At 59.9% G+C, this 19,529-nt stretch carries 19 protein-coding genes, 1 tRNA gene and 2 pseudogenes; 7 read left to right on the top strand and 15 right to left on the bottom strand.

All coding sequences use genetic code 11. The annotated features are described in order from the left end of the window. Window positions 1-11 precede the first annotated feature (11 nt). Window positions 12-926, bottom strand: a pseudogene (locus tag ACS5RD_RS12345) (IS3 family transposase); the annotation flags it as partial. Between the two features lie 213 nt (window positions 927-1,139). Between ACS5RD_RS12345 and ACS5RD_RS12340 the strand changes: the two are divergent. Next, window positions 1,140-2,078: an IS110 family transposase gene (locus ACS5RD_RS12340; protein WP_489927673.1), complete on the top strand. Its 939-nt coding sequence runs from the start codon at window positions 1,140-1,142 to the stop codon at window positions 2,076-2,078. Window positions 2,079-2,090: 12 nt separating this feature from the next. On the opposite strand, the pseudogene ACS5RD_RS12335 reads toward ACS5RD_RS12340, so the two are convergent. Further along, window positions 2,091-2,318: pseudogene (locus ACS5RD_RS12335) on the bottom strand (transposase); the annotation flags it as partial. A 480-nt stretch (window positions 2,319-2,798) separates the two neighbouring features. Here ACS5RD_RS12335 and ACS5RD_RS12330 point away from each other — a divergent pair. Together ACS5RD_RS12330 and ACS5RD_RS12325 are read left to right on the top strand one after the other, a co-directional pair. Beyond that, a complete protein-coding gene (locus tag ACS5RD_RS12330; protein WP_489927672.1) occupies window positions 2,799-3,074 on the top strand; it encodes a hypothetical protein in 276 nt (91 codons plus the stop codon). Between the two features lie 44 nt (window positions 3,075-3,118). Next, window positions 3,119-3,652, top strand: a complete 534-nt coding sequence (locus ACS5RD_RS12325) for an HGGxSTG domain-containing protein (RefSeq protein WP_489927671.1) — start codon at window positions 3,119-3,121, stop codon at window positions 3,650-3,652. A gap of 93 nt (window positions 3,653-3,745) precedes the next feature. On the opposite strand, the gene ACS5RD_RS12320 is transcribed toward ACS5RD_RS12325, so the two are convergent. Beyond that, window positions 3,746-4,096, bottom strand: coding sequence for a Rap1a/Tai family immunity protein (locus ACS5RD_RS12320; RefSeq protein ID WP_489931371.1), 351 nt, complete (start codon window positions 4,094-4,096; stop codon window positions 3,746-3,748). Window positions 4,097-4,131: 35 nt separating this feature from the next. Further along, window positions 4,132-4,392 (bottom strand): helix-turn-helix domain-containing protein, encoded by a 261-nt coding sequence (locus tag ACS5RD_RS12315; RefSeq protein ID WP_489927670.1) that lies wholly within the window; start codon window positions 4,390-4,392, stop codon window positions 4,132-4,134. 91 nt (window positions 4,393-4,483) lie between these two features. Here ACS5RD_RS12315 and ACS5RD_RS12310 point away from each other — a divergent pair, with 91 nt between their 5' ends. From ACS5RD_RS12310 to ACS5RD_RS12295, 4 genes are read left to right on the top strand one after another with little or no spacing between them, the layout of a single operon-like run. Then, the gene (locus ACS5RD_RS12310) at window positions 4,484-4,768 is read left to right on the top strand and encodes a hypothetical protein (RefSeq protein WP_489927669.1); all 285 of its coding nucleotides are present in this window, start codon (window positions 4,484-4,486) and stop codon (window positions 4,766-4,768) included. Between the two features lie 45 nt (window positions 4,769-4,813). Then, window positions 4,814-5,014, top strand: a complete 201-nt coding sequence (locus ACS5RD_RS12305) for a hypothetical protein (protein ID WP_489927668.1) — start codon at window positions 4,814-4,816, stop codon at window positions 5,012-5,014. Continuing rightward, window positions 5,011-5,220: a hypothetical protein gene (locus ACS5RD_RS12300; RefSeq protein WP_489927667.1), complete on the top strand. Its 210-nt coding sequence runs from the start codon at window positions 5,011-5,013 to the stop codon at window positions 5,218-5,220. Before ACS5RD_RS12305 ends, ACS5RD_RS12300 begins: the two co-directional genes overlap by 4 nt. Beyond that, window positions 5,217-5,615 (top strand): hypothetical protein, encoded by a 399-nt coding sequence (locus ACS5RD_RS12295; RefSeq protein WP_489927666.1) that lies wholly within the window; start codon window positions 5,217-5,219, stop codon window positions 5,613-5,615. The genes ACS5RD_RS12300 and ACS5RD_RS12295 overlap by 4 nt, the downstream gene beginning before the upstream one ends. A gap of 439 nt (window positions 5,616-6,054) precedes the next feature. Here ACS5RD_RS12295 and ACS5RD_RS12290 read toward each other — a convergent pair whose 3' ends face one another. From ACS5RD_RS12290 to ACS5RD_RS12240, 11 genes are all read right to left on the bottom strand, one after another. After that, window positions 6,055-6,285 (bottom strand): hypothetical protein, encoded by a 231-nt coding sequence (locus ACS5RD_RS12290; protein ID WP_489927665.1) that lies wholly within the window; start codon window positions 6,283-6,285, stop codon window positions 6,055-6,057. 204 nt (window positions 6,286-6,489) lie between these two features. After that, a tRNA-Ser gene (locus ACS5RD_RS12285) sits at window positions 6,490-6,579 on the bottom strand. A gap of 99 nt (window positions 6,580-6,678) precedes the next feature. Next, window positions 6,679-7,401 carry an alanyl-tRNA editing protein gene (locus tag ACS5RD_RS12280; RefSeq protein WP_489927664.1) on the bottom strand — a complete coding sequence of 241 codons (723 nt, stop codon included), beginning with the start codon at window positions 7,399-7,401 and terminating at the stop codon, window positions 6,679-6,681. Then, a complete protein-coding gene (locus ACS5RD_RS12275; RefSeq protein ID WP_489927663.1) occupies window positions 7,398-9,887 on the bottom strand; it encodes a DUF3772 domain-containing protein in 2,490 nt (829 codons plus the stop codon). Before ACS5RD_RS12275 ends, ACS5RD_RS12280 begins: the two co-directional genes overlap by 4 nt. Then, on the bottom strand, window positions 9,884-10,918 hold the full coding sequence (locus ACS5RD_RS12270) for a cysteine synthase A (RefSeq protein WP_489927662.1): 1,035 nt from the start codon (window positions 10,916-10,918) through the stop codon (window positions 9,884-9,886). The genes ACS5RD_RS12275 and ACS5RD_RS12270 overlap by 4 nt, the downstream gene beginning before the upstream one ends. A 443-nt stretch (window positions 10,919-11,361) precedes the next feature. Then, window positions 11,362-12,747 carry an aspartate aminotransferase family protein gene (locus ACS5RD_RS12265; protein ID WP_489927661.1) on the bottom strand — a complete coding sequence of 462 codons (1,386 nt, stop codon included), beginning with the start codon at window positions 12,745-12,747 and terminating at the stop codon, window positions 11,362-11,364. Between the two features lie 121 nt (window positions 12,748-12,868). After that, window positions 12,869-13,522, bottom strand: a complete 654-nt coding sequence (locus ACS5RD_RS12260; RefSeq protein ID WP_489927660.1) for a GntR family transcriptional regulator — start codon at window positions 13,520-13,522, stop codon at window positions 12,869-12,871. Window positions 13,523-13,591: 69 nt separating this feature from the next. After that, window positions 13,592-15,169, bottom strand: coding sequence for a glycoside hydrolase family 43 protein (locus ACS5RD_RS12255; protein WP_489927659.1), 1,578 nt, complete (start codon window positions 15,167-15,169; stop codon window positions 13,592-13,594). Window positions 15,170-15,232: 63 nt separating this feature from the next. Next, the gene (locus tag ACS5RD_RS12250; protein WP_489927658.1) at window positions 15,233-16,366 is read right to left on the bottom strand and encodes a Gfo/Idh/MocA family protein; all 1,134 of its coding nucleotides are present in this window, start codon (window positions 16,364-16,366) and stop codon (window positions 15,233-15,235) included. Between the two features lie 9 nt (window positions 16,367-16,375). After that, window positions 16,376-17,125 (bottom strand): sugar phosphate isomerase/epimerase family protein, encoded by a 750-nt coding sequence (locus ACS5RD_RS12245; RefSeq protein ID WP_489927657.1) that lies wholly within the window; start codon window positions 17,123-17,125, stop codon window positions 16,376-16,378. A 10-nt stretch (window positions 17,126-17,135) separates the two neighbouring features. Further along, window positions 17,136-19,529: a beta-mannosidase gene (locus tag ACS5RD_RS12240; RefSeq protein ID WP_489927656.1), complete on the bottom strand. Its 2,394-nt coding sequence runs from the start codon at window positions 19,527-19,529 to the stop codon at window positions 17,136-17,138.

The following is a 19,529-nucleotide window of genomic DNA, read 5'->3' as shown; positions in this document are numbered from 1 at the left end:
CCCCTAGTTTGCTAGACGCCTTGCAGTTTCAGTTTCCGCTGCTGTTCGAAGGCGATTGGTGACAGCATTCCGTTTCTAACGTGTTTGCGCTGCGGGTTGTAGAAGAACTCGATGTAGTCGAACACGTCCCGCCGCGCCTCTTCGCGGGTTTTGTATTTCTTTCGCCGGATGCGTTCACGTTTGAGCAGGTTGAAGAAGCTCTCCGCCACCGCGTTATCCCAGCAGTTCCCACGGCGGCTCATGCTGGGGGCCAGATTGTGCTGCTCAAGAAACTCCTGCCACTCATAGCCGGTGAACTGGGAGCCTTGGTCGGAGTGCACATAGACCTTGGTCTTTGGTTTGCGCCGCCAGACGGCCATGAGCAGAGCCTGCAGCGGCAGGTCGGTGTAGGTGCGGCCCTGCATAGACCAACCGATGACGCGTCGGGAAAACAGATCGATCACGACCGCAAGATACAAGAAGCCCTCATGCGTGCGGATGTAAGTGATGTCGGTGACCCAAAATTGGTCAGGCGCATCGACGTCGAACTCCCTGTTCAGCGTATTATCCGCCACGACGGCCGGGCTGCCGCCATAAGAGCCAGGCTTCTTTTTGTAACCAATCTGGGCCCTTATGCCCGCCAGACGGGCCAGACGCCAAGCCCGGTTTGGGCTGATGTCTTCGCCGAGGTCGCACAGATCATCGTGCAGCTTGCGATATCCATACACCTCGCCGCTGTCATCCCAAGCCTGCTTCAGCAGCACAGTTTGGCGCTGATCCTCCAGCGCCCGTTGGGAAAAGGGTTCGCGCAGCCACGCATAGAAGCCGCTGGGATGAACCAGAAGCATCCGACACATGGCCCTGACTGCAAAGATCAGCCGATTCTCGGCAATGAAGGCATACCTCACCGGGATTCCCTGGCGAAGTATGCGGTCGTCTTTTTTAAGATGTCCCTCTTGTCTTATCCTGAATCCAGCTCTTGTGCGATACTGGAGCCGTTGCCCGGCACGGCATTTATGCCGGGCAACGACGGGGGTCGGATCGTTTCCCGCTTGGTCGTGCTGGACCGTGGAGGAGTATGGTCGCCTTCGTCTTTTCTCTTGACCTGAACGGATACTGGGGCCTTGGGCCCGTATGACAAGACAAGGTAGAAAAGACACATGGATGATATCATCGGAATTGATGTTTCCAAAGACACGCTTGACGTCCATCGGCTTGCAGATGGATCAAACCGCCAGTTTCCAAATGGGACAGTTGGCCATAGCAAATTGCTCAAATGGCTTGAGACGCTGCCATCATTGCCCTTGGTAATATATGAAGCGACGGGTGCATATCATCGACAGCTTGAACGGCGACTTGGGGCAAAGGCTTTGTCCTTTGTAAAAGTGAACCCAAAGCAGGCACGCCGGTTTGCCCAAGCCAGCGGCAAGTTGGCAAAGACGGACCGCGTTGACAGCGAAATGCTGGCAAGGATGGGCGTGGCGTTACAGTTGACGCCAAAGACAATACAGGCGGAAAATCTGTATGATCTTAAAGAGTTACTGGCAGCGCGGCGGGCATTGATCAAGGATCGGACTGCCGCCAAGACGCGAAGAGCGACCAGCACCGTAGCGTTGATCAAGGTCCAACTCGACAGAAGGCTGCGCCAGATCGCAGACGACATCGGCAAGATCGATGCGCAAATGTTGGAAGTGGCCAGCAAAGATCAGAACATGGCAAAGCGGATGGAGCAATTGATCAGCATACCAGGGATCGGTATAAATACGGCGCTCATGATCTTAGTTGACATGCCCGAGATTGGCAGCCTGACCAACAAACAAGTCGGCAGCCTCGCGGGTCTTGCTCCGATGTCACAAAGCTCGGGGAAATGGCAGGGCAAGGCGCGGATTTTGGGCGGACGTCCCAACCTGCGCCATGCGATATTTATGCCCGCACTTGTCGCGATCAGGTTCAATTTGGATATGAAGCTGAAATACGCAGCCCTGATCGCTGCGGGGAAAGAAAAGAAGGTCGCGATCACAGCCGTCATGCGAAAGCTTCTTGTGTTAGCAAATGCTCTGCTGCGCGACGATAGAAAATGGGCCGCAAAACCGACTTGACCAAGACGGATACTCCTCCGTCACCCGCGCCAAATCGCGCTTCAGGCGGCGGATCTCATCGGCTTGTGCATCGACTTCCTGGATCACCTTCGCCGGCCGCGAAAACAGCCGCTGCCATGTGTAGATCGACTTAGTGCTGACCCCTAAACGCTCGGCCACCTCGCGGACCGGATAACCCCGATCCTCGACCTGGGCCACCGCATCACGCTTGAACTCGTCTGTGAATTTAGCTCCGGACATCTCGTCCTCCTTGCTTCCAAAATTACCAAGCAAGGCGTCTACAAATCTAGGGGCTATTCACCCCCCACCCCCACCTTCTCTAGGGGTGTGGGGGTGGGGGTGGGGGAAGTAAAAAGCGCCCCCACCTTTCCCCCACCTCGCGATGTTCACGGCTTAGACTTTCGCGCCCAGATCGGCGGGCCTGCAATGCTAATCACCATTCGCCCCGGCCCCGTCTTGCACCTCTGGGAAGGCAGCAAGGAAGTCGCCGCCGTGCCTCTAACACCATCGGCAACCCTCACCCTATGCCGTGACCTGTTGGCGGCTTTGTCTGGGGTTGTGCCGCGATGATGGCCGAGGGGGTTAAAATCAACGCGTCATGGCAAATCAACCCTTTAGCCCGCCTATGGCCCCGGAATTACGGGACAAGTCAGCTCTAAGGGGATTGTGAAATCATAGCGTTAGCTGGCGAAGGTTGAAATCAATCAAAGGAAAATCAAAATGCCCGGCCCAGAGCCAAACGGAATCGAACTAGGCCACGACTACCCCCGCCGCCTGTCGGTGCTGGTGTATCGCAGCGATGCCAACATACTTTATGGCGGCGGCAACATGCGACACCGCAACGCCCGCGCCGAGGCCGTTCTAAGGCGGCTGTGCCGTGGCTGGCTATGCCGTTGGTGCCGCCGCGCCGTGCCGATCTATCGCCGCGCCGATGCCTGCTATTGTTCGCAGGGGTGCCGCAAGCGGGCCGCACGGGCGCGCAAGAGCGTTGTGTGACGGGGGGGCATCAAATGTCTGGGGCGTCAATCGAAAGGGACCGTATGCCAAGCCCGTCTGACATAAACCGCAACATTTCCGGGGCCGATCTGCGGGCGGCGCGCAAGGCGGCAAAGCTAACCCAAGCCGATCTGGGCAAGCGTGTGGGTGTGACCCGCGATACCGTCCAGTATTGGGAAGCCAAGCCCCAAATCGGGCGGCACAGTGCTGGTGAACGCATGGCCGAGGCGCTTGGCCTGCGGATTAATTGGAAGCCGACCGCGCGCGCGGGGGCATGGGGTATTAGCTGGCAAGAACAAGCCGACGCCCAAGCCGAGGCGCTATTTGCCGCCTATCTCGCCCGCACCAAAGCACGCGAAGCCCAGCGCATCGCCACCCTTCGCGTCATATGCGGGGCCAAGACGCGCAAGGGCGGGCAATGCCGGAACAAGTCCGAACCGGGCAAGCGCCGCTGCAAGTTTCATGGCGGTAAATCCACCGGGGCCAAGACGCCCGAGGGCCTCGCCCGCATTGCAGAGGCCCAGAGGCGGCGCTGGGCGCTGTTGCGTGACTCCCAGCTAGCACGTCGTAGCCCATAGACGGTTCGCGAACGGCATGGGCGGGTCGAATCTGACGCAGAGTGAAGCTGCTTTCGCCACCTGATTCAGCTATCCCCATAGGCATGCCGATGGCTACTCAATGGCGGGTTGGCACGGGAACGCATTCGAAAGCGCGACCCATATCAGAAGGGCGGCGTCATTATGACGAGATGTCGGATTAGCTTTCAGGAAGTCTGTGACGACGTCTCTTACCTGTAGCTTCGTAGCGCCGTTCGGCAGGCAATACGAAACTGCTTTGTCGAACTGTGACAGTGCTTCGTCGTTTTTTAACTCAGGAGCTAGGTGACGTATTGAGGCTATTCCCCCCGCGAGCATGCCATCATGAACCCCAGTGATGTATCCAAGGCAGTATCCTAACTCCCCGCCACTGCACTGCTGTAGTAAATCATTCCCAGTGAGTGCGAAACTTTGGTTCGGAGCCATGAAGGCCAATGCCACAACGATGGACACCCGTGTGTTCATGACTTCACGCTGACAAGCGCTACACCAAGCCCAGCTGTAACCTGCCCAGCCTCTAAGAACTGGACGCCTTGGGCTTCGAGGGCTTTGCGGATGGCTTCTACCGTTTCATGCCTACCGCCCACCGGGCCTTTCGTGGCGTCCAGCCGTTGAATTGTCGGATAGCTAACGCCCGACCTTTCCGCCAAGTCTGCCGCTGTCCAGCCCACAAGCATTCTAGCCGCTTTGATCTGCTCACCGTTCATAGCCTCACCTTTCATAGAATATCTATCAAAACAGCAAGAATATCTATTGATATGCGGTCTGTCGTTATGTATAGATAATCTATCAAACCTGATAGGGGAAGCCGCCATGTTCAACAAGTCGGAAATCATGCGCCGCGCTTGGGCCATCGTGAAAAAGGGCAGCGAGTGGCAGAAGTATCGCCTGCGCCGCCTGCGCTATGCCCTGCAAGACGCATGGGGCGAGGCTAAGCGTGCCGCCAAAGCTGCGACAAACTCCACCGCAGCCCAGTTTCGCGCCGATCTGTGGGCCTTCGAGTGCAAGGACACCATGCGCGGTTCTGACTGGACCCGCCTTGATGCCAAGCGCGCTGCCCTGTCCCAAGCCGAGGCTCGCGAAGCCCTTGCCGCCTGACAAAACCGAATTGACCGACAAAACCCCAATCTGAAAGGAAAGCCGATGAAAGACTTGCTTGATGCGATGGACACAATCAGCGATGCCCGCCACTTTGCCGAGGCTATCCGCATGGCGTTTGGCAACCCCGACGATGATGAAGCCAAGGCGATTGCTGCCGTGGCCTTTCACGTCACCACCCTGCTTGATGGAGCACTGACCGGGTTGAAAACCCTTATCCCCGGCATGGCCGAGGTGGCGCAATGACCACCACCATTGATCGCAACACCATCGCCGTCCGTTGCGAGGATGTCTACAACCTTCTGGGCCTCGCCCTTGATCTGGTGGCAGAGTTGCCTTTCGTGGACGCCAACGGCCACCGCATCCGGGGCATGGATCAACTGGACGCGCTCTTGCGCATGACCCTCGCCCAGACCGTGGGCTTGCCCGATCAAATCGAGGCCCTGCCATGAACATTGCCCTTCGCGCCGCTGTGGCGCTTCGCCTCAATCTGAATTGGCTGTTTGACCCTCGCACCGCATGGCAGCGCCGGGAACCTCTGCGGATGCTTAAGCAAGGCATGACCTCGCCACCGTCCGAGATTGCCCGCCTGTTTGCAGAGTGGACCGCTGCCCGCGCCGCCTTAAACCTTCGTGCGAAAGATGGGCGCTTTGACAATGAGCCTGACCCGCACTTTGAAGCCATGATGCGGGCAGAGGATGCGATGATGCCCATTCCGGCAAAGACCCCCGCCGATCTGGCAATGAAGATTTACGCGGCACACACTGGCGATGTGGTTGATCGCTGCCCGAGCTATGAGCCGCTGTTTCTGGAAATTGAGGCGCTGGTGGGGGTGCCCGAAAAATAGCGCCGGGGTTCAGCCCATGGGGGCAAAATGCGTGAGTATGACCCTAAGATTACCCTAAGGTTTCTCACCCCGCCTATGGAGTGTTAGCCCCGCCCAGCGCGGGGCTTTCGCATGTGTAGGGGGTGTATCAATTCTCTGCCGCCTTCGCGCCGGGGGACCGCTTGGGAGCCTTCCTTCGCGCGGGGAACAAGGCTGAAAGGGGGTAGGGGTAAGCCGATCTAGCTGACAGGAACCTGACAAAACCTGAGATTGCCGCGCCGTTGAATCGTCGCGCATGTTAAGCTTTGTTAAGGTTGGAAATGCGCTGGGCTAACCTGCGAAAACCTCACATGCGGTATTCTGGCAGAGGTACACGCACGCGGGGGAATAGGGTGATAGCCTAATCGCGGCGCAATAGGCGCATGGGAAGTGTGTTGCGTCGCGCACAGATCCCCATCTTTTAAGCTTTCATTGCTTTGTCTTCTTTCCTCTTCGCCGCTTGGTATTCCTTCCATACATGCGCGCCAGCATCAGTCATGCCTTCATGTTTATGGCGCTGGAAAAAGTAGAGTCGGAATTCGTTCCAATTGGCTGCGTCAGGCAACTCTGGATCGGTCAGAGCAAGGCGTGCAAAGTCGCCTTCCGCATCATAAGTAGTCTTGCGGAGTTCCAAAAAGCCTTTGAACGTCATGCGCGCCTCCCAAGCTTTTCGCTAAGCGTAGAGCAAAACGTGCACTTTCGATATGACTATGTGAACTATTGGCGCAAGGGGGCATCGATCTGAGCGTTTTCCCCAAGCCGTGACATGAAAGGCACGGCCAATTCTGCAATGTGGGGGATGGAAAGCCAAAATTTCCGTAATATCTAATAATTTCAATATGTTATGTGTAGATATTGGCGGATCGATAGGGATTCGAACCCTAGAGACGGTTCCCCGCCTACACACTTTCCAGGCGTGCGCCTTCGACCACTCGGCCACCGATCCGTTGCGGGTGTTTAGCCTGCAACGCCAAGCGGGCGCAAGGGGGGGCGATTTGGTTTTATTGGCGATTTGGTGGGATTTTTGCCCATGGGCTGCCTGTGGTCAATCGACCAGCAGCAGGTTGACCCGGCGGTTTTGTTTGCCTTTGTTTTCGATGCGGCCGATCTCAATCCGGCCGATCTCGGCGGTGCGGGCGACATGGGTGCCACCGCAGGGTTGCAGATCAATCTGCGCCTCGCCCTGGCCGATCCGCACCAGACGGATTTGGCCCTGCCCCATCGGTGGGCTGACCGACATGGTTTTGACAAGCTGCGGATTGGCCAGCAATTCGGCATCGCTGATCCATGTGTCTGTGACCGGAAGATCACGCTCGATCAATAGGTTAAGTGCAGTGTTCAACGCGGCTACATCGGTGGGCGGCTCTGGCATCATAAAATCAAGACGGCCTTTATCAGCGCCGATCTGCCCGCCGGTCACTGGCAGGGGGATCACCACCGACAACAAATGTAGTGCTGTATGCACCCGCATATGGCGGTGACGACGGTGCCAGTCGACGCGCTGGGTGATTTTGCTGCCCACCGGTGGCAAGGCGGTGGCCTCGGCTGGCACCAAAGCGATCAGCCCGCCTTCAACTTTGACTGCCGTTGCAATCGGCATCCGCCCGCCCGCCCAAACGATCAAGCCACTGTCCCCCGGCTGCCCGCCTGCCGTAGCGTAGAAGATTGAGGCATCCAGCACGATGCCGCCCTCGGGGGTATGCGCCAGCACGGTCGCCTCGGCCTCGCGCAGATAGGCGTCGTCGCGAAACAGCAAGGTGGTGGTCATGCGTCGGTGTCCTTGGCTTTTGGGCGGCTTGATGGGGCGGCGTCTGGCTCGGCCAAAAACACAGCGACGGCGTCCAACGCAGCTTGTTCCTCGGCCTTGGCTTCGGCATCCGCCGCCGCCTCATCCGCCAGACGCTTCAGGTAATCGCGATGCGCGTTGGTGAACAAGATGCCCTCGGCGTGGAACCGCTCGGCAATCTGGTGGTTGATCTCCGAGCGCACCGGCACCTGAAAATAGATATCCCGCACGATGACGCGGATCTCAAAATTCATCAATTCGCCGGTGAAGCCCATCAGCGCGATGATTGGCGGCGGCGTCAAAATCGCCAAAGGCTGCGCCTCAACAATCTCGCGCAGGATCGCCTCCACCCTCCGGCTGTCACTGGTAAACGGCACCGAGACCGGCACAATCATCCGGCCCGACATGTTGAACCGGGTCCAGTTCGTCACCCGCCCGGTGATCAGATCCGAGTTCGGCACGATCACGTCAGAGCGGTCAAAGGTCTGGATCCGGGTCGAGCGCACCGATATCGCCTTGACGATGCCGGAGGTGGTGCCGACCTCAATCCAGTCTCCCTCTGACACCGGACGTTCGACCAATAGGATCACGCCCGAGACAAAGTTCGACACAATCGTCTGCAAGCCAAAACCGATGCCGACCGACAAGGCCGAGGCCACCAGTGCGAAGCCCGACAGATCAATCCCCGCCGCCGTGATCGCCAGCAGCGCCGACAAAAACACCCCGGCATAGCCCACGCCCGAGATGATGGCGTTCTTGCCGCCCTGATCCAGCGAGGTGCGCGGCAGGATCGAGGATTTCAAGCCCCCCTGCACCAGTCGCATCACCGCATAGCTGACCCCGAACACCGCGACGAGGATGATGAAGCTGGTCGGCGAGATCCGCACGCCACCCAAGGAGACGCCAGAGCGGAACGCCGCCCACAGATCCACCAGATCGACCACCCGCGCGCCCCAGATCAGCGCCAGCAGCGGCAGCGCCGCACAGGTGATCACCAGACCGGCGATGATCGGCATCAAGCCATCGTGCCGGGCCTCAGGCGTGCGCGCCACCGTCACATACAATTCGGCAAAGAAGCCTTGCAGCACGACCACCATCGCAAACAGCGACAAGGTGTTGATCGCAGGCCAAATCAGCGCATTGGCGGCACTGACGTAGCCGATCACGCCCAGAGCCGGGGCAACCACCGCGATGGCGATGGCGGCAGAAGATACCCAATAGATCAGCTCAAACCGGAACGCGCCGTCCGTACCGCTGCGCCCCACCGCGCTTTGCCGCCGCAAGATCTGGCCCAGCCGATACAGCGCAACCGCCGCGAAAATCTGCAACGGCACCACGATCACCGAAATCGCCGCATCCGTTGCCAGCGCCACCTGCTGCGCGCGATCCGCCCCGATGTTGCTGGCAGCCCCGCCTAGAAAATTCGCCGCCCTCGGCACGATCCACGCCGCCACCAGATCGTAAACGGCAACCGAGACCCCCAGCAACACCGCTTGCAGCCGCCCCTCGGCACGGCCCTCGGGCCCAAGTCCAATGGCGCTTTCCGTGGCAGGATCGGTTGGGAAGATATGATGCGCCAGCCAGCGTGTCAGGAAAATCACCAACACCACGGCGGGCAGCGCTGCAAACAGCGACAGGATGATCGGCCCAAACAGCGAGGCCCGCTCCAGCGCCATATACAGCAACACCGCCCCCACCACGGGCAAAGCCACTTGACCCAAAGACACAAAGCCCGAGATCAGATTGCGCCCGCGCATGTGGGTTTTCGTCAGCAGCCAGTAGGTCAACCGCCGCATCCAATGGCCGCCGCGCACCAACAACAGCAGCGCCGACAGCACCAGAACCACAATCAACGGCGCATTGTCGCGCAGTTGATCGACGTTCATCGGCCGGGTGAAGCGCCAGCGGGTTTCATCCCAGATCCACTGCCCCATCCAGCGGAACATCGACGCCGCCGTCGGCCAGTTCACCGGGTTCAGCGCCGAGGGAGACAAGCGCAGCAATTTATCGGCGTGACGCTCGCGGATCAGCTTATCAATCGAGGCGATTGTGCTGTCGGCACGGGTGGTGGCCTCGGTGGCGGTCAGCACGGGCGCTTGCAGCTTGGCCAGCTCAGCGCTCAGCTCGCCCCGCCGCTTGGCGATCATCGCATCTTCGGTCTGGCCCTCGGCGGGCACCGGGCCCAGCGCGGCAATTTGGTTTTTCACCGTGGCGATCTGGTCGGCGTTGCTGCCTTGTGCGGCGCTGAAGGTCGAGCGCCATTTTACCATCTCGGCCCGCATATTGCTCAGGCGTTCGTCATCGACCTGCGCTTTGACGACAACATCCTCAATCTGCGACACCGTGGTGTCGAAGGTGTTGTAGTCGTCAGGTTTAAGCGCGTCTTGCGCAAGGGCGGGGCCAGCCTGCCCCAGCGCCGCCAGCAGCGCCAGAACCAGCAGCGCCCTGCGCAGCATCAGACCAATCATGCGTCTTCAAACACCGTCGGGATATTCGACGGCGCGCGGTCCAGCCATTTCGGTACCGGCAGACCCTTTTCCTTCAGGAACGCCGGGTTATAGAGCTTGGACTGATAGCGGTTGCCGTAATCGCACAGAATGGTGACGATGGTATGCCCCGGCCCCATTTCCTGCGCCATCCGCACCGCGCCTGCGATGTTGATGCCAGACGAGCCGCCCAGACAAATCCCCTCATCCTCCAGCATTTCAAAGCACAACGGCAGCGCCTCGGCATCCGGGATGCGATAGCTGAAATCGGGGGTAAAGCCTTCGAGGTTGGCGGTGATGCGGCCCTGCCCGATGCCTTCGGTGATCGAGGTGCCGGGGCTGTCAAACTTGCCCGTGGTGTAGAACGCGTGCAGCGCCGCCCCTTCCGGGTCCGCCAGACCAATCTTCACGCCCTTCGGCTGCAACGCCATGCCGACCCCCGCCAAAGTGCCACCCGAGCCAACCGCGCAGATAAAGCCATCCACCTTGCCGCCGGTCTGCTCCCAAATTTCTGGGCCGGTTGTCTCGATATGGCTCAGACGGTTGGCGACATTGTCAAACTGATTGGCCCAGATCGCGCCATTCGGCTCGGTCCGCGCCAAAGCCTCTGCCAGACGGCCCGAGTAGCGGACATAGTTGTTCGGGTTCTTGTAGGGGGCTGCTGGCACCTGCACCAATTCCGCCCCCGCCAAGCGCAGCATGTCCTTTTTCTCCTGAGATTGCGTCTCAGGAATAACGATCACCGTCCGAAATCCCATGCTCGCGCCGACCAACGCAAGCCCAATCCCGGTGTTGCCCGCCGTGCCCTCGACAATGGTGCCGCCCGGCTTCAGCTGGCCTTTGGCGACCGCATCGCGGATCATATACAAGGCCGCGCGATCCTTCACCGACTGACCGGGATTGAGGAACTCGCATTTGCCCAAGATCGTGCAACCGGTGATCTCGGACGCGCGTTTCAGCTTCAAAAGCGGGGTGTTGCCAATCGTGTCAGCCAGGTCACTGTGAATCCGCATGGGAAAACCATCCTTTATACCGTTGCTAAAGGAATAGGCGAGCGCACAGGCAAACTCAAGCGCGCGGCTGTCGAAAAGGAAAACCACACGGCTTGTGCAAGCCCACACCGAACTGCGTTCCAGCAATCGAGCACCTGCCCAAACATTCCCCACCCTTCGGCTTTCATCTTGGCCTAAATATCCCCGCCGGAGGCTTCAACGCCAGCCAAAAGAACTGTCTCCCCCAAAACACCCGACCCGATCTCGATGTTTGAGAAAAATCGTGGCCACATCCTGACCCAGTCGCGCAGATTGCCTGCGACAAAGATGAACAAATCCTAAACTCAAATATTCAACCCTTTGATAATACGTCATGTCCCAATCTGTCCACGCGTGGACACCGCACAGAAAAGGGCGGAGCCTCACAGCCCCGCCCACGATTTTTCTCAAAAATCGGCTTCAGATCACTTAAACAACCCGTCGGCCTTCAACCCCGCATAGCATTCATCCAGCGAGATCTTCGCCCGCGCGATCAGCACGTCAATTTCGTCCGGCGTGATCACCAGCGGCGGCGCGATGATCATCCGATCCCCGACATGCCGCATGATCAGATTGTTAGCAAAACACCGCTCACGGCAGCGATAGCCTACAGTCCCGGTATCGCTGGAAAACTTCGCCCGCGTCGCCTTGTTCGGGGTCAGCGCAATCGACCCCATCAACCCCACCAGCTGCGCATCTCCGACCATCGGATGATCCGCCAGCGTGGCCCATTTCGCCGCCAGATAGGGATGCGCCACATCGCGGACATGCTCGACGATCTTTTCTTCCTGCATGATCCGCAGGTTCTCCAACGCCACCGCCGCCGCCACCGGATGGCCAGAATAGGTGTAGCCGTGGTTGAACTCATCGCTGCCGATCACCGCAGCGACCTCGTCACAAACGATCGAGCCGCCAATCGGCTGATAGCCCGAGGACAAGCCTTTCGCGATGGTCATGATATGCAGCTTGATGCCGAAGGTCTGGCTGCCGAACCAGTTACCCGTCCGCCCAAACCCGGTGATCACCTCATCCGCGATCAGCAGGATGCCATATTTGTCGACTATGCGCTGAATCTCCGGCCAGTAAGTCGTCGGCGGCACGATCACCCCGCCCGCGCCCTGAATAGGCTCGCCGATGAAGGCCGCGACGTTTTCGACGCCGAGGTTCAGGATCATCGCTTCCAGTTCCTGCGCCCGCATCAAACCGAACGCCTCGGGCGTCATATCACCGCCCTGATCCCAATAGTTCGGCTCGCCGATATGGACGATCCCGGCCAGCTTGCCGCCATGGGCATGGATGCCCGACATGCCGCCCAACGAGCCGCCACCGATGGTCGAGCCATGATAGCCATTGGTCCGTGCGATGATCACCCGCTTTTCCGGCTGACCCTTGATGTCCCAATAGCGCCGCACCAGCCGAATGTTGGTGTCATTGGCTTCCGAGCCCGAGCCCGCAAAGAACACATGGTTCATCCCCGCAGGCGCCAGTTCGGCGATCTTCGCGGCCAAAGCGATGGCGGGGACATGGCTGGTCTGGAAGAAGGTGTTGTAATAGGCCAGCTCATCCATCTGCCGCTTGGCAACTTCGCCCAGTTCCGGGCGGCCATAGCCGATGTTGACGCACCACAGCCCGGCCATGCCGTCGATGATCTTGTTGCCTTCGCTGTCGGTCAACCAGACGCCCTTGCCCTGCGTCATGATCCGCGCGCCCTTTTTGCCCAGCGCGGTGTTGGCGGTAAACGGGTGCATGTGGTGGGCTGCATCCAGCGCCTGAAGTTCAGCCGTCGGCATGTGGTTGGTGATTTTGTTCATCGCATGACCCTCTTGATACGCGCGGCCATGCCCGAATCCGGTGGCCTTTGGATCAGGATATGATCAAACGCAGCGGCGTTCAAGAAATTTGATCAAATTATTTTGGGGCGGATTTACGGACCTAAATTTCACCGCGCTGCAAGGCGGCGCGGACCTGATCAACGCCCTGCGCAATGTCGCGCTGCATCGCGGCGGACAGGCCAGCGGCATCGCCTGCCCGCATCGCCGCAAGCGCCTCTTTATGCGAATCCGGCAGGCTCGTCGCCCCACTGCGCGACGAGACCACCCGCAGGCTGGGACCAAAGCGCAGCCAAAGCGAGCGCGCCATATCCAACAGCACGCCCGCCCCCGCCGCCTCATACAAAGCGAAGTGGAAGGCGTGGTTGCTTTTCAGATAGCCCGAGACATCATCGGCGCGGATTGCTGCGTCGACGGCAGCGTCCAGTGCCTCCAGTTTTTCGATCAACGCGGGCGTAACCACGGCTAGGCCCGCCAAATGCGGCTCTATCGTCAAGCGGGCGAAGGCGACTTGATCGAGGTCGGCAGCACTCAGGCGCGGAACGGTTACGCGGCGGTTGCCTTGTGGCAGCAATGCGCCTTCGGCTGCAAGGCGGCGGATGGCTTCGCGCACTGGAGTCATTCCGGCCTCTAAACCTGCGGTCAGGCCTTGGATCGTCACGGGCTGACCGGGCTGCAGCACGCCAAACAGAATCATGTCGCGCAGGCGGGCGTAGATGACCTCATGGGTCGGTATTTTACGGGTATCGTCGGTCATGCGGCCTGCACTCATTGCTCTGAGCGCCGTTTATGACGGCAATGGCCTGCGTTGCAAGCCCGGCGTTTATCAGGCGGCGGGATGATAAGCGAAACGGGTGAAATCGGCACTCCAGCCCTGCCCGGTCAGATCGTAGGCGATCATGCCAACAAAGGCTCCCGTGAACGAGGCATGTTCACCGCGCCCGCCTTCATCCGAGATCACCGAGGCATCGAGCACCGGGCCAAGCGGTTGCGGTGCTGCGCCCTGCGCCCAGAAGAATTGCTGGCTGGTGCGGTCGACTTTGACCGACAGGGTGATCGGGCCATCTGGCAGCGGCACCGGGTCGGTGAAGGTCAACGCCTCGGTCGGATCGCCGATGCAAGAGATGATGCGGGCGCAACGGCCAATCTGGGGTTCATCGGTGATCAAAGCGGCGTGGAATTTGTGGCGGTTGTAATAGGTGGTGAGGCCCGCCGCGCGTTGCCAGTTGGGCGGATCGGCGTTGAGGGTGGTCTCGGCGTGGTAAGCTTGGTGTTCTTGGCGGCGGGCGACAAGGGCCTGTTCAAACCAGCTGCCCAAGCTTTCGCGGCCAATCAGGCGCAGAGCCTGCCCGGTCATCTGAAAAATCCGCTCGGGATACGGGGTACGCAGCCATTGGAATTCAGGCGGCAGAGTGGTGGTCAGATCATGCACGGTCGGCGGGCCCGCCGCGCGCGCAGGCCCAGGCAGGGTGGCAGGCGGCACCAGCCCGCCGCCCTCAAGGTAAAGCCAATCCTCCACCCGCATACATTTGGCCAGCCCGGTTTCGCGCCCCATCGCACAGAACGCGCCATGCGGTCCCTGCACGGGCCGCCCACAGAGGTAGCTGTGGAAGGCCTCGCCCTCAGGCGTTTCGACATACTGACCATGCCCGACGCGCTGGATCGGATTGCCGGGGGCGAAACGGGCGGTCATCAGGTGTTGGTTGGGGTGGGTTTCGTAAGGCCCGTGCAGCTGACGCGACCGCGCCATTGTCACTGCATGATCATAGCCCGTGCCGCCCTCTGCCGTGGTCAGATAATACCAGCCATTGCGTTTGAAGAGATGCGGCGCTTCGGTCAGGCCCAGAGATGTGCCGGTATAGATCGTGGTCACCTCACCCAGAAGGCCGCGCTCGGGGTGCCATTCCTGCACTTCAATGCCATCAAAGCGATCCTGCGCGGGGTTGAGGCCACTGCCGATGGGCCGATGGTTCCAGCGCATGTTGGTGAACCATTTGCGGCCATCGTCATCGTGAAACAGCGAGGGGTCAAAGCCCGAGGAGGTGACATAGATCGGGTCCGACCAATAGCCGTCAATCGCTTCAGCGGTGACGATGTAGTTGTGCGCATCCTTGAACGCACCGTCGAGGCGTTTGACATCCGTGTAAACCAGCCAGAACTTGCCATCGGCATGACTGAGGCAAGGTGCCCAAACCCCGCAGCTGTCAGGATTGCCGCGCATGTCCAACTGGCTGGCACGGTTGAGCGGACGCGCCACAAGCCGCCAATTCACCAGATCGCGGGAATGGTGGATTTGCACGCCAGGATACCACTCAAAGGTTGAGGTGGCGATGTAGTAGTCGCCGCCCACCCGGCAGATCGACGGATCGGCATTAAAGCCGCGCAGCACCGGGTTCTCGATCATGGTTATCCTCTGGCTCAAATATCCTAAGGGGGTCCGGGGGTTGGAAAACCCCCGGTTCCAGCCTTAGCGCAGCAACGCCCGCGCCTGATCCGGCCCCAAAGCGGCGGGGCGGGTGCAGGTGGTGGTCAGGGTGATGAACTCCCCCGTCTCGCCCGACCGCAAAGCCGCCGTCATCACATCGACGCCGTGCAGGGTCCGCTCCAGCGAGCAGCGCGCATCGCGGCCTTCGGTGATCGCCAGCACCATATCGGCCATGCCCGCGGTGCGGTAATTCGCCTGATCCTCGCCGCGATGGCCCTTCTGGTTGACGATACTAAACGGATGATCCCAAGCCGCAACCGTCTGCAGCACACCGTCGCGCCCCGCCATTTCCAGCGGTCCGCCGAAGAAGTTCGGGTCAGGGACATAAAGCGTGCCCTCGCTGCCGTAGAGTTCAAAATGATTGCTCTTGTGGTGCCAGACATCCCAGCTTGCCGAAAAGCTAATGGTGGCGCCTGAGTGAAACTCCAGCAACGCCTGAATATTGCTGGGGGTTTTCACCGCAATCTCTTGCCCTGCCCGATCGCCGGACCCGATGGCGCGGGTCGGGGTGGCCGATGAGGTCAGCGCCCCCACACGACGCACCGGGCCGAGCAGGTTGATCAGATTGGCGATGTAATAGGGGCCCATATCCATGATCGGTCCTGCGCCGGGCAGGTAGAAGAACTCCGGGCTGGGGTGCCAGCTTTCGGGCCCATGGCCTTGGATCGCGGCGCAGCCGGTGGTGATCGTGCCCAGCTTCCCCTCGTCAATCAGCGCCCGGGCCTGCTGATGGGTGCCGCCCAAGAACGTATCCGGCGCGCAACCCACCGCAAGGCCCTTGCTGGCCGCAAGATCGCGCAACGCCACGCCTTCCGCCAGCGTCAGCACCAGCGGCTTTTCGGAATAGGCGTGCTTGCCAGCCTCCAGAATCCGTTTGGTCACCGCATAATGCGCGTCGGGGATGGTGAGGTTGATCACCACATCGACGTCACTATTCGCCAACAGGTCATCGACCGACTGCGCTTTGACGCCAAACTCCGCCGCGCGCGCCTGCGCGGTGGCCATGTTCATATCGGCCACCGCCCGCACCTCCAGCCCTTTGAACAATGGTGCCAGCCGCAGGTAAGAGGTCGAGATATTTCCGCATCCGATGATGCCAATGCCCAGATTTGCCATGATAATTCCTTACAGCTTTTCCGCCGAGGCCAGCGAGCGGCTTGCAAAGCGCGCGTGATCGGTGGGGTTGTCATGCTCCATCACGAAGTTCGTGACGCCGATTTTGCGCAAAGCGGGCAGGATCGTCGCCCAGTCCACGACGCCATAGCCAAGATCGGCCCAGCCATCTTCGGCGAGATTTTCGCCCTTCGGGGCGATGTCTTTGACATGGGCGGCGATGAGGCGGGATTTATGGGTGTCAATCCACGCCAACGGGTCCGCACCACCGCGCACCACCCAAGCCACATCCATTTCCCATGCGAGGTCCGGCCCGCCTTCAAACAAAGCGGTTTGCGGAATGGCACCGTCGGCGGTTTTGACGAATTCAAAGTCATGGTTGTGCCAGCCGAATTTCAACCCGGCATCGCGGATCGGCCCGCCCGCCTTTTGCAAACGCACCCCCAGATCATGCCAGCCTTTGCCGGTGGTGGGGCGCTCATCGGGATGAATCCACGGCACGATCACCTGTTCCATGCCCAAAGTCTTGGCGACTGTGATCGCCCAATCCGGGGTATCTTCGACTTGCGCCAGCCCGAAATGGCCGGAAGGCATTTTCAGCCCGCAGGCCTGCAAACCCGCATGCAGATCGCTCAAGCCCGCTGGGTCGGCATAAAGCCCGCCGAAGCCTTCGACGGCGCGGTAGCCCGTTTGCGCCAGCATTTCCAAGGTCTTAGCCAAGGGCGGGAAGTTGCGCGAGGAATAGAGTTGATAGCTGAACATAAGTGCCTCCTCAGGCAGTCGGACCATAGGTCGCGGAATGAAGGTCTCGGATGGTGAAACGGGGCGCAGCACCAGGTTGCGCGGGGGTAAAGGTGATCGTGGCGGGATAGCCGGGGAACAGCGTCACGGCGTTGTGCGAGAACCGCCCCGGCTGATCGGATTCGACGGCAACAAACAGCGCGAGGGCCTCGGCGGTGAGGGTGATTTCGTAGATGCCATTGGTTTGGCGGACCTGATGGGTCAGATGCGCGGGCAGAAGATCGTAGTGTTTGTAAGGCTTTGGCGCGAAAGTATCGCCGGAAATCAGCGTGCTGCCGTCAGACCAAGTGTAGGCCAGCATCTCTTGCGCGCCGAGATCGGTGGCGTCGATTTGCAGGGCGAGAACGGCGGTTTCGGCGACATTGACCGTGGCTTCGGCCAAGTCGCGAATGCTACCATCCATCGCCACAGCCATCGCTTTCACTGTCACATCCAGCGCCGTGCCATCGTTGATCGCGCGCAATTCGATGCCGCCCGCGACCGGAACCGCCGAGACGAACACCGCTTGGAAGAACTGTTTCGCCATATGGTGCAGCAGTTTCCAGACGCCGCCGTGATCAAGGCTCGACCACGAACACACCGGCCAAGTGTCGTTCAACTGCCAGATCAGCGCGCCCATGCAATGCGGTTTCAGACTGCGCCAATGCGTGACGGCGGTTTTGATCGCCAAGCCCTGCTGGACTTGGCTGAGATAGACGAAATTCTCGAAATCCACTGGGAAGCGGAAATAGCGGAACATCGTCTCGGCAATCCGGGCATTGCCGCCAGCGTTCTTCTGATGGCTTTCCATCACCGGGGCCGCAATGTTGAAATCTTTCGGATCGGCGAATTTGCGGATCACATCCATCGACGGATAGCTTTGAAAGCCAAACTCTGAACAAAACCGGGGGCTTACATCGCGGTAATGGTCGAAATCGCGGCCCTCGTGCCAGACCGACCAGAAGTGCATATCGCCCTTTGAATCATCATGCCAAGCATCGCCAAAATCCATCGGGCCGGGGCTAGGGCTGGAGGGCCACCAGACCGCCCCCGGCACCGCTGCCTTCAACGCGGTTTCAATCGTGCGGTTCAGACGGTCATAGCCGACCAGATAGAGATCACGGTTGGCGCGGGTTTCAGGGAACCATGTCAGCGCCCCGATCAATTCATTATCACCGCACCACAGCACCAGACTTGCGTGATAATGCAACCGCTTGGCCTGTTCGGCCACCTCAATCGCCACATCCGCCAGAAACGCGCTATCGGCAGGATAGATATGGCAAGAGAACATGAAATCCTGCCAGACCATCAGGCCGAGTTCATCGCAAAGATCGTAGAACCAGTCCGGCTCGTAGCGCCCACCGCCCCAGACCCGGATCATATTCATACTGGCATCGACTGCTGATTGCAGCAGATCGCGGGTGGCTTCAGGGGTGATGCGGCCCGACAAAGCATCCTGCGGAATCCAGTTCGCGCCCTTGGCAAAGATGTCGCGGCCATTGATGCGGAACTTGAAGCCCAGGCCTGCGGCGTCTTTGACATTGACCAAGGCGGCATCGCGCAGGCCGATACGACGGATCAAGACTTGATCGCCTAATTCGATCACCAGATCATGCAGCGGCTGCGCGCCCTGCCCTGCCGGCCACCACAAAGCCGGGTTTTCCACCACCAGCGCTGCTATCGCCTGCCCGCGCTGCACTTTGGCTTGGGTGGTCAGGCCGTACAGCGCAAAGGACACTTCAGCCCCCTCAGCTTCACCTTCGACATCCGCCGTCACCGTCACCACGGCGCGATGGGCGGAATGCGACTGCGCAACCCCCACCGCAGTGATGCGCGTTTGGGCCCGCGGTTCGAGATAAAAGTCGCCGTAAACACCGAAGCTGCCGAGAGCGATGTTCCAATCCCAGCCAAAATCGCACGACGGCTTGCGCAGCATATTGCCATTGTGGATGGGGGTGTTGTTGGCAGAGAACGGCACGAAATACGGCTGTGCGGCCTGCCGCTTGGCAGCCTCCAGCTCGGGCGAGCGGAAGGTGATCGCGATGTCATTCTCGCCCAAGCGCAGCGCATCGGAAAGATCGACGCGGTAGCTGCGGAACATGTTGTCCGATGCCAACACCGTGACGCCATTCACCGCGATTTCCGCCACAGTGTCCAGCATCGACACCACCAGCACAAGGTCAGTGCGGCTGGTGCTAAAGCTGCGCTTGGCGACCCAATCGCGGCCACAAATCCAGCGCAGATCGTATTCGTTGCGGCCCCAATAGGGATCGGCAATCGCGGCCGCGCTATGCAACGCGCTGATGCCATCCCCCGGCAGGGTGAAGGCTACAGAATATGCACCGCTTTCGTCAGAAAGCGTCCAGCCTTCGGCCAAATCCATCAT

This window comes from Cypionkella sp. PAMC25878 (genome assembly GCF_058135695.1).
Note: the sequence above shows the minus strand (reverse complement) of the source record. Positions and strands in the feature narration are given on the sequence as shown.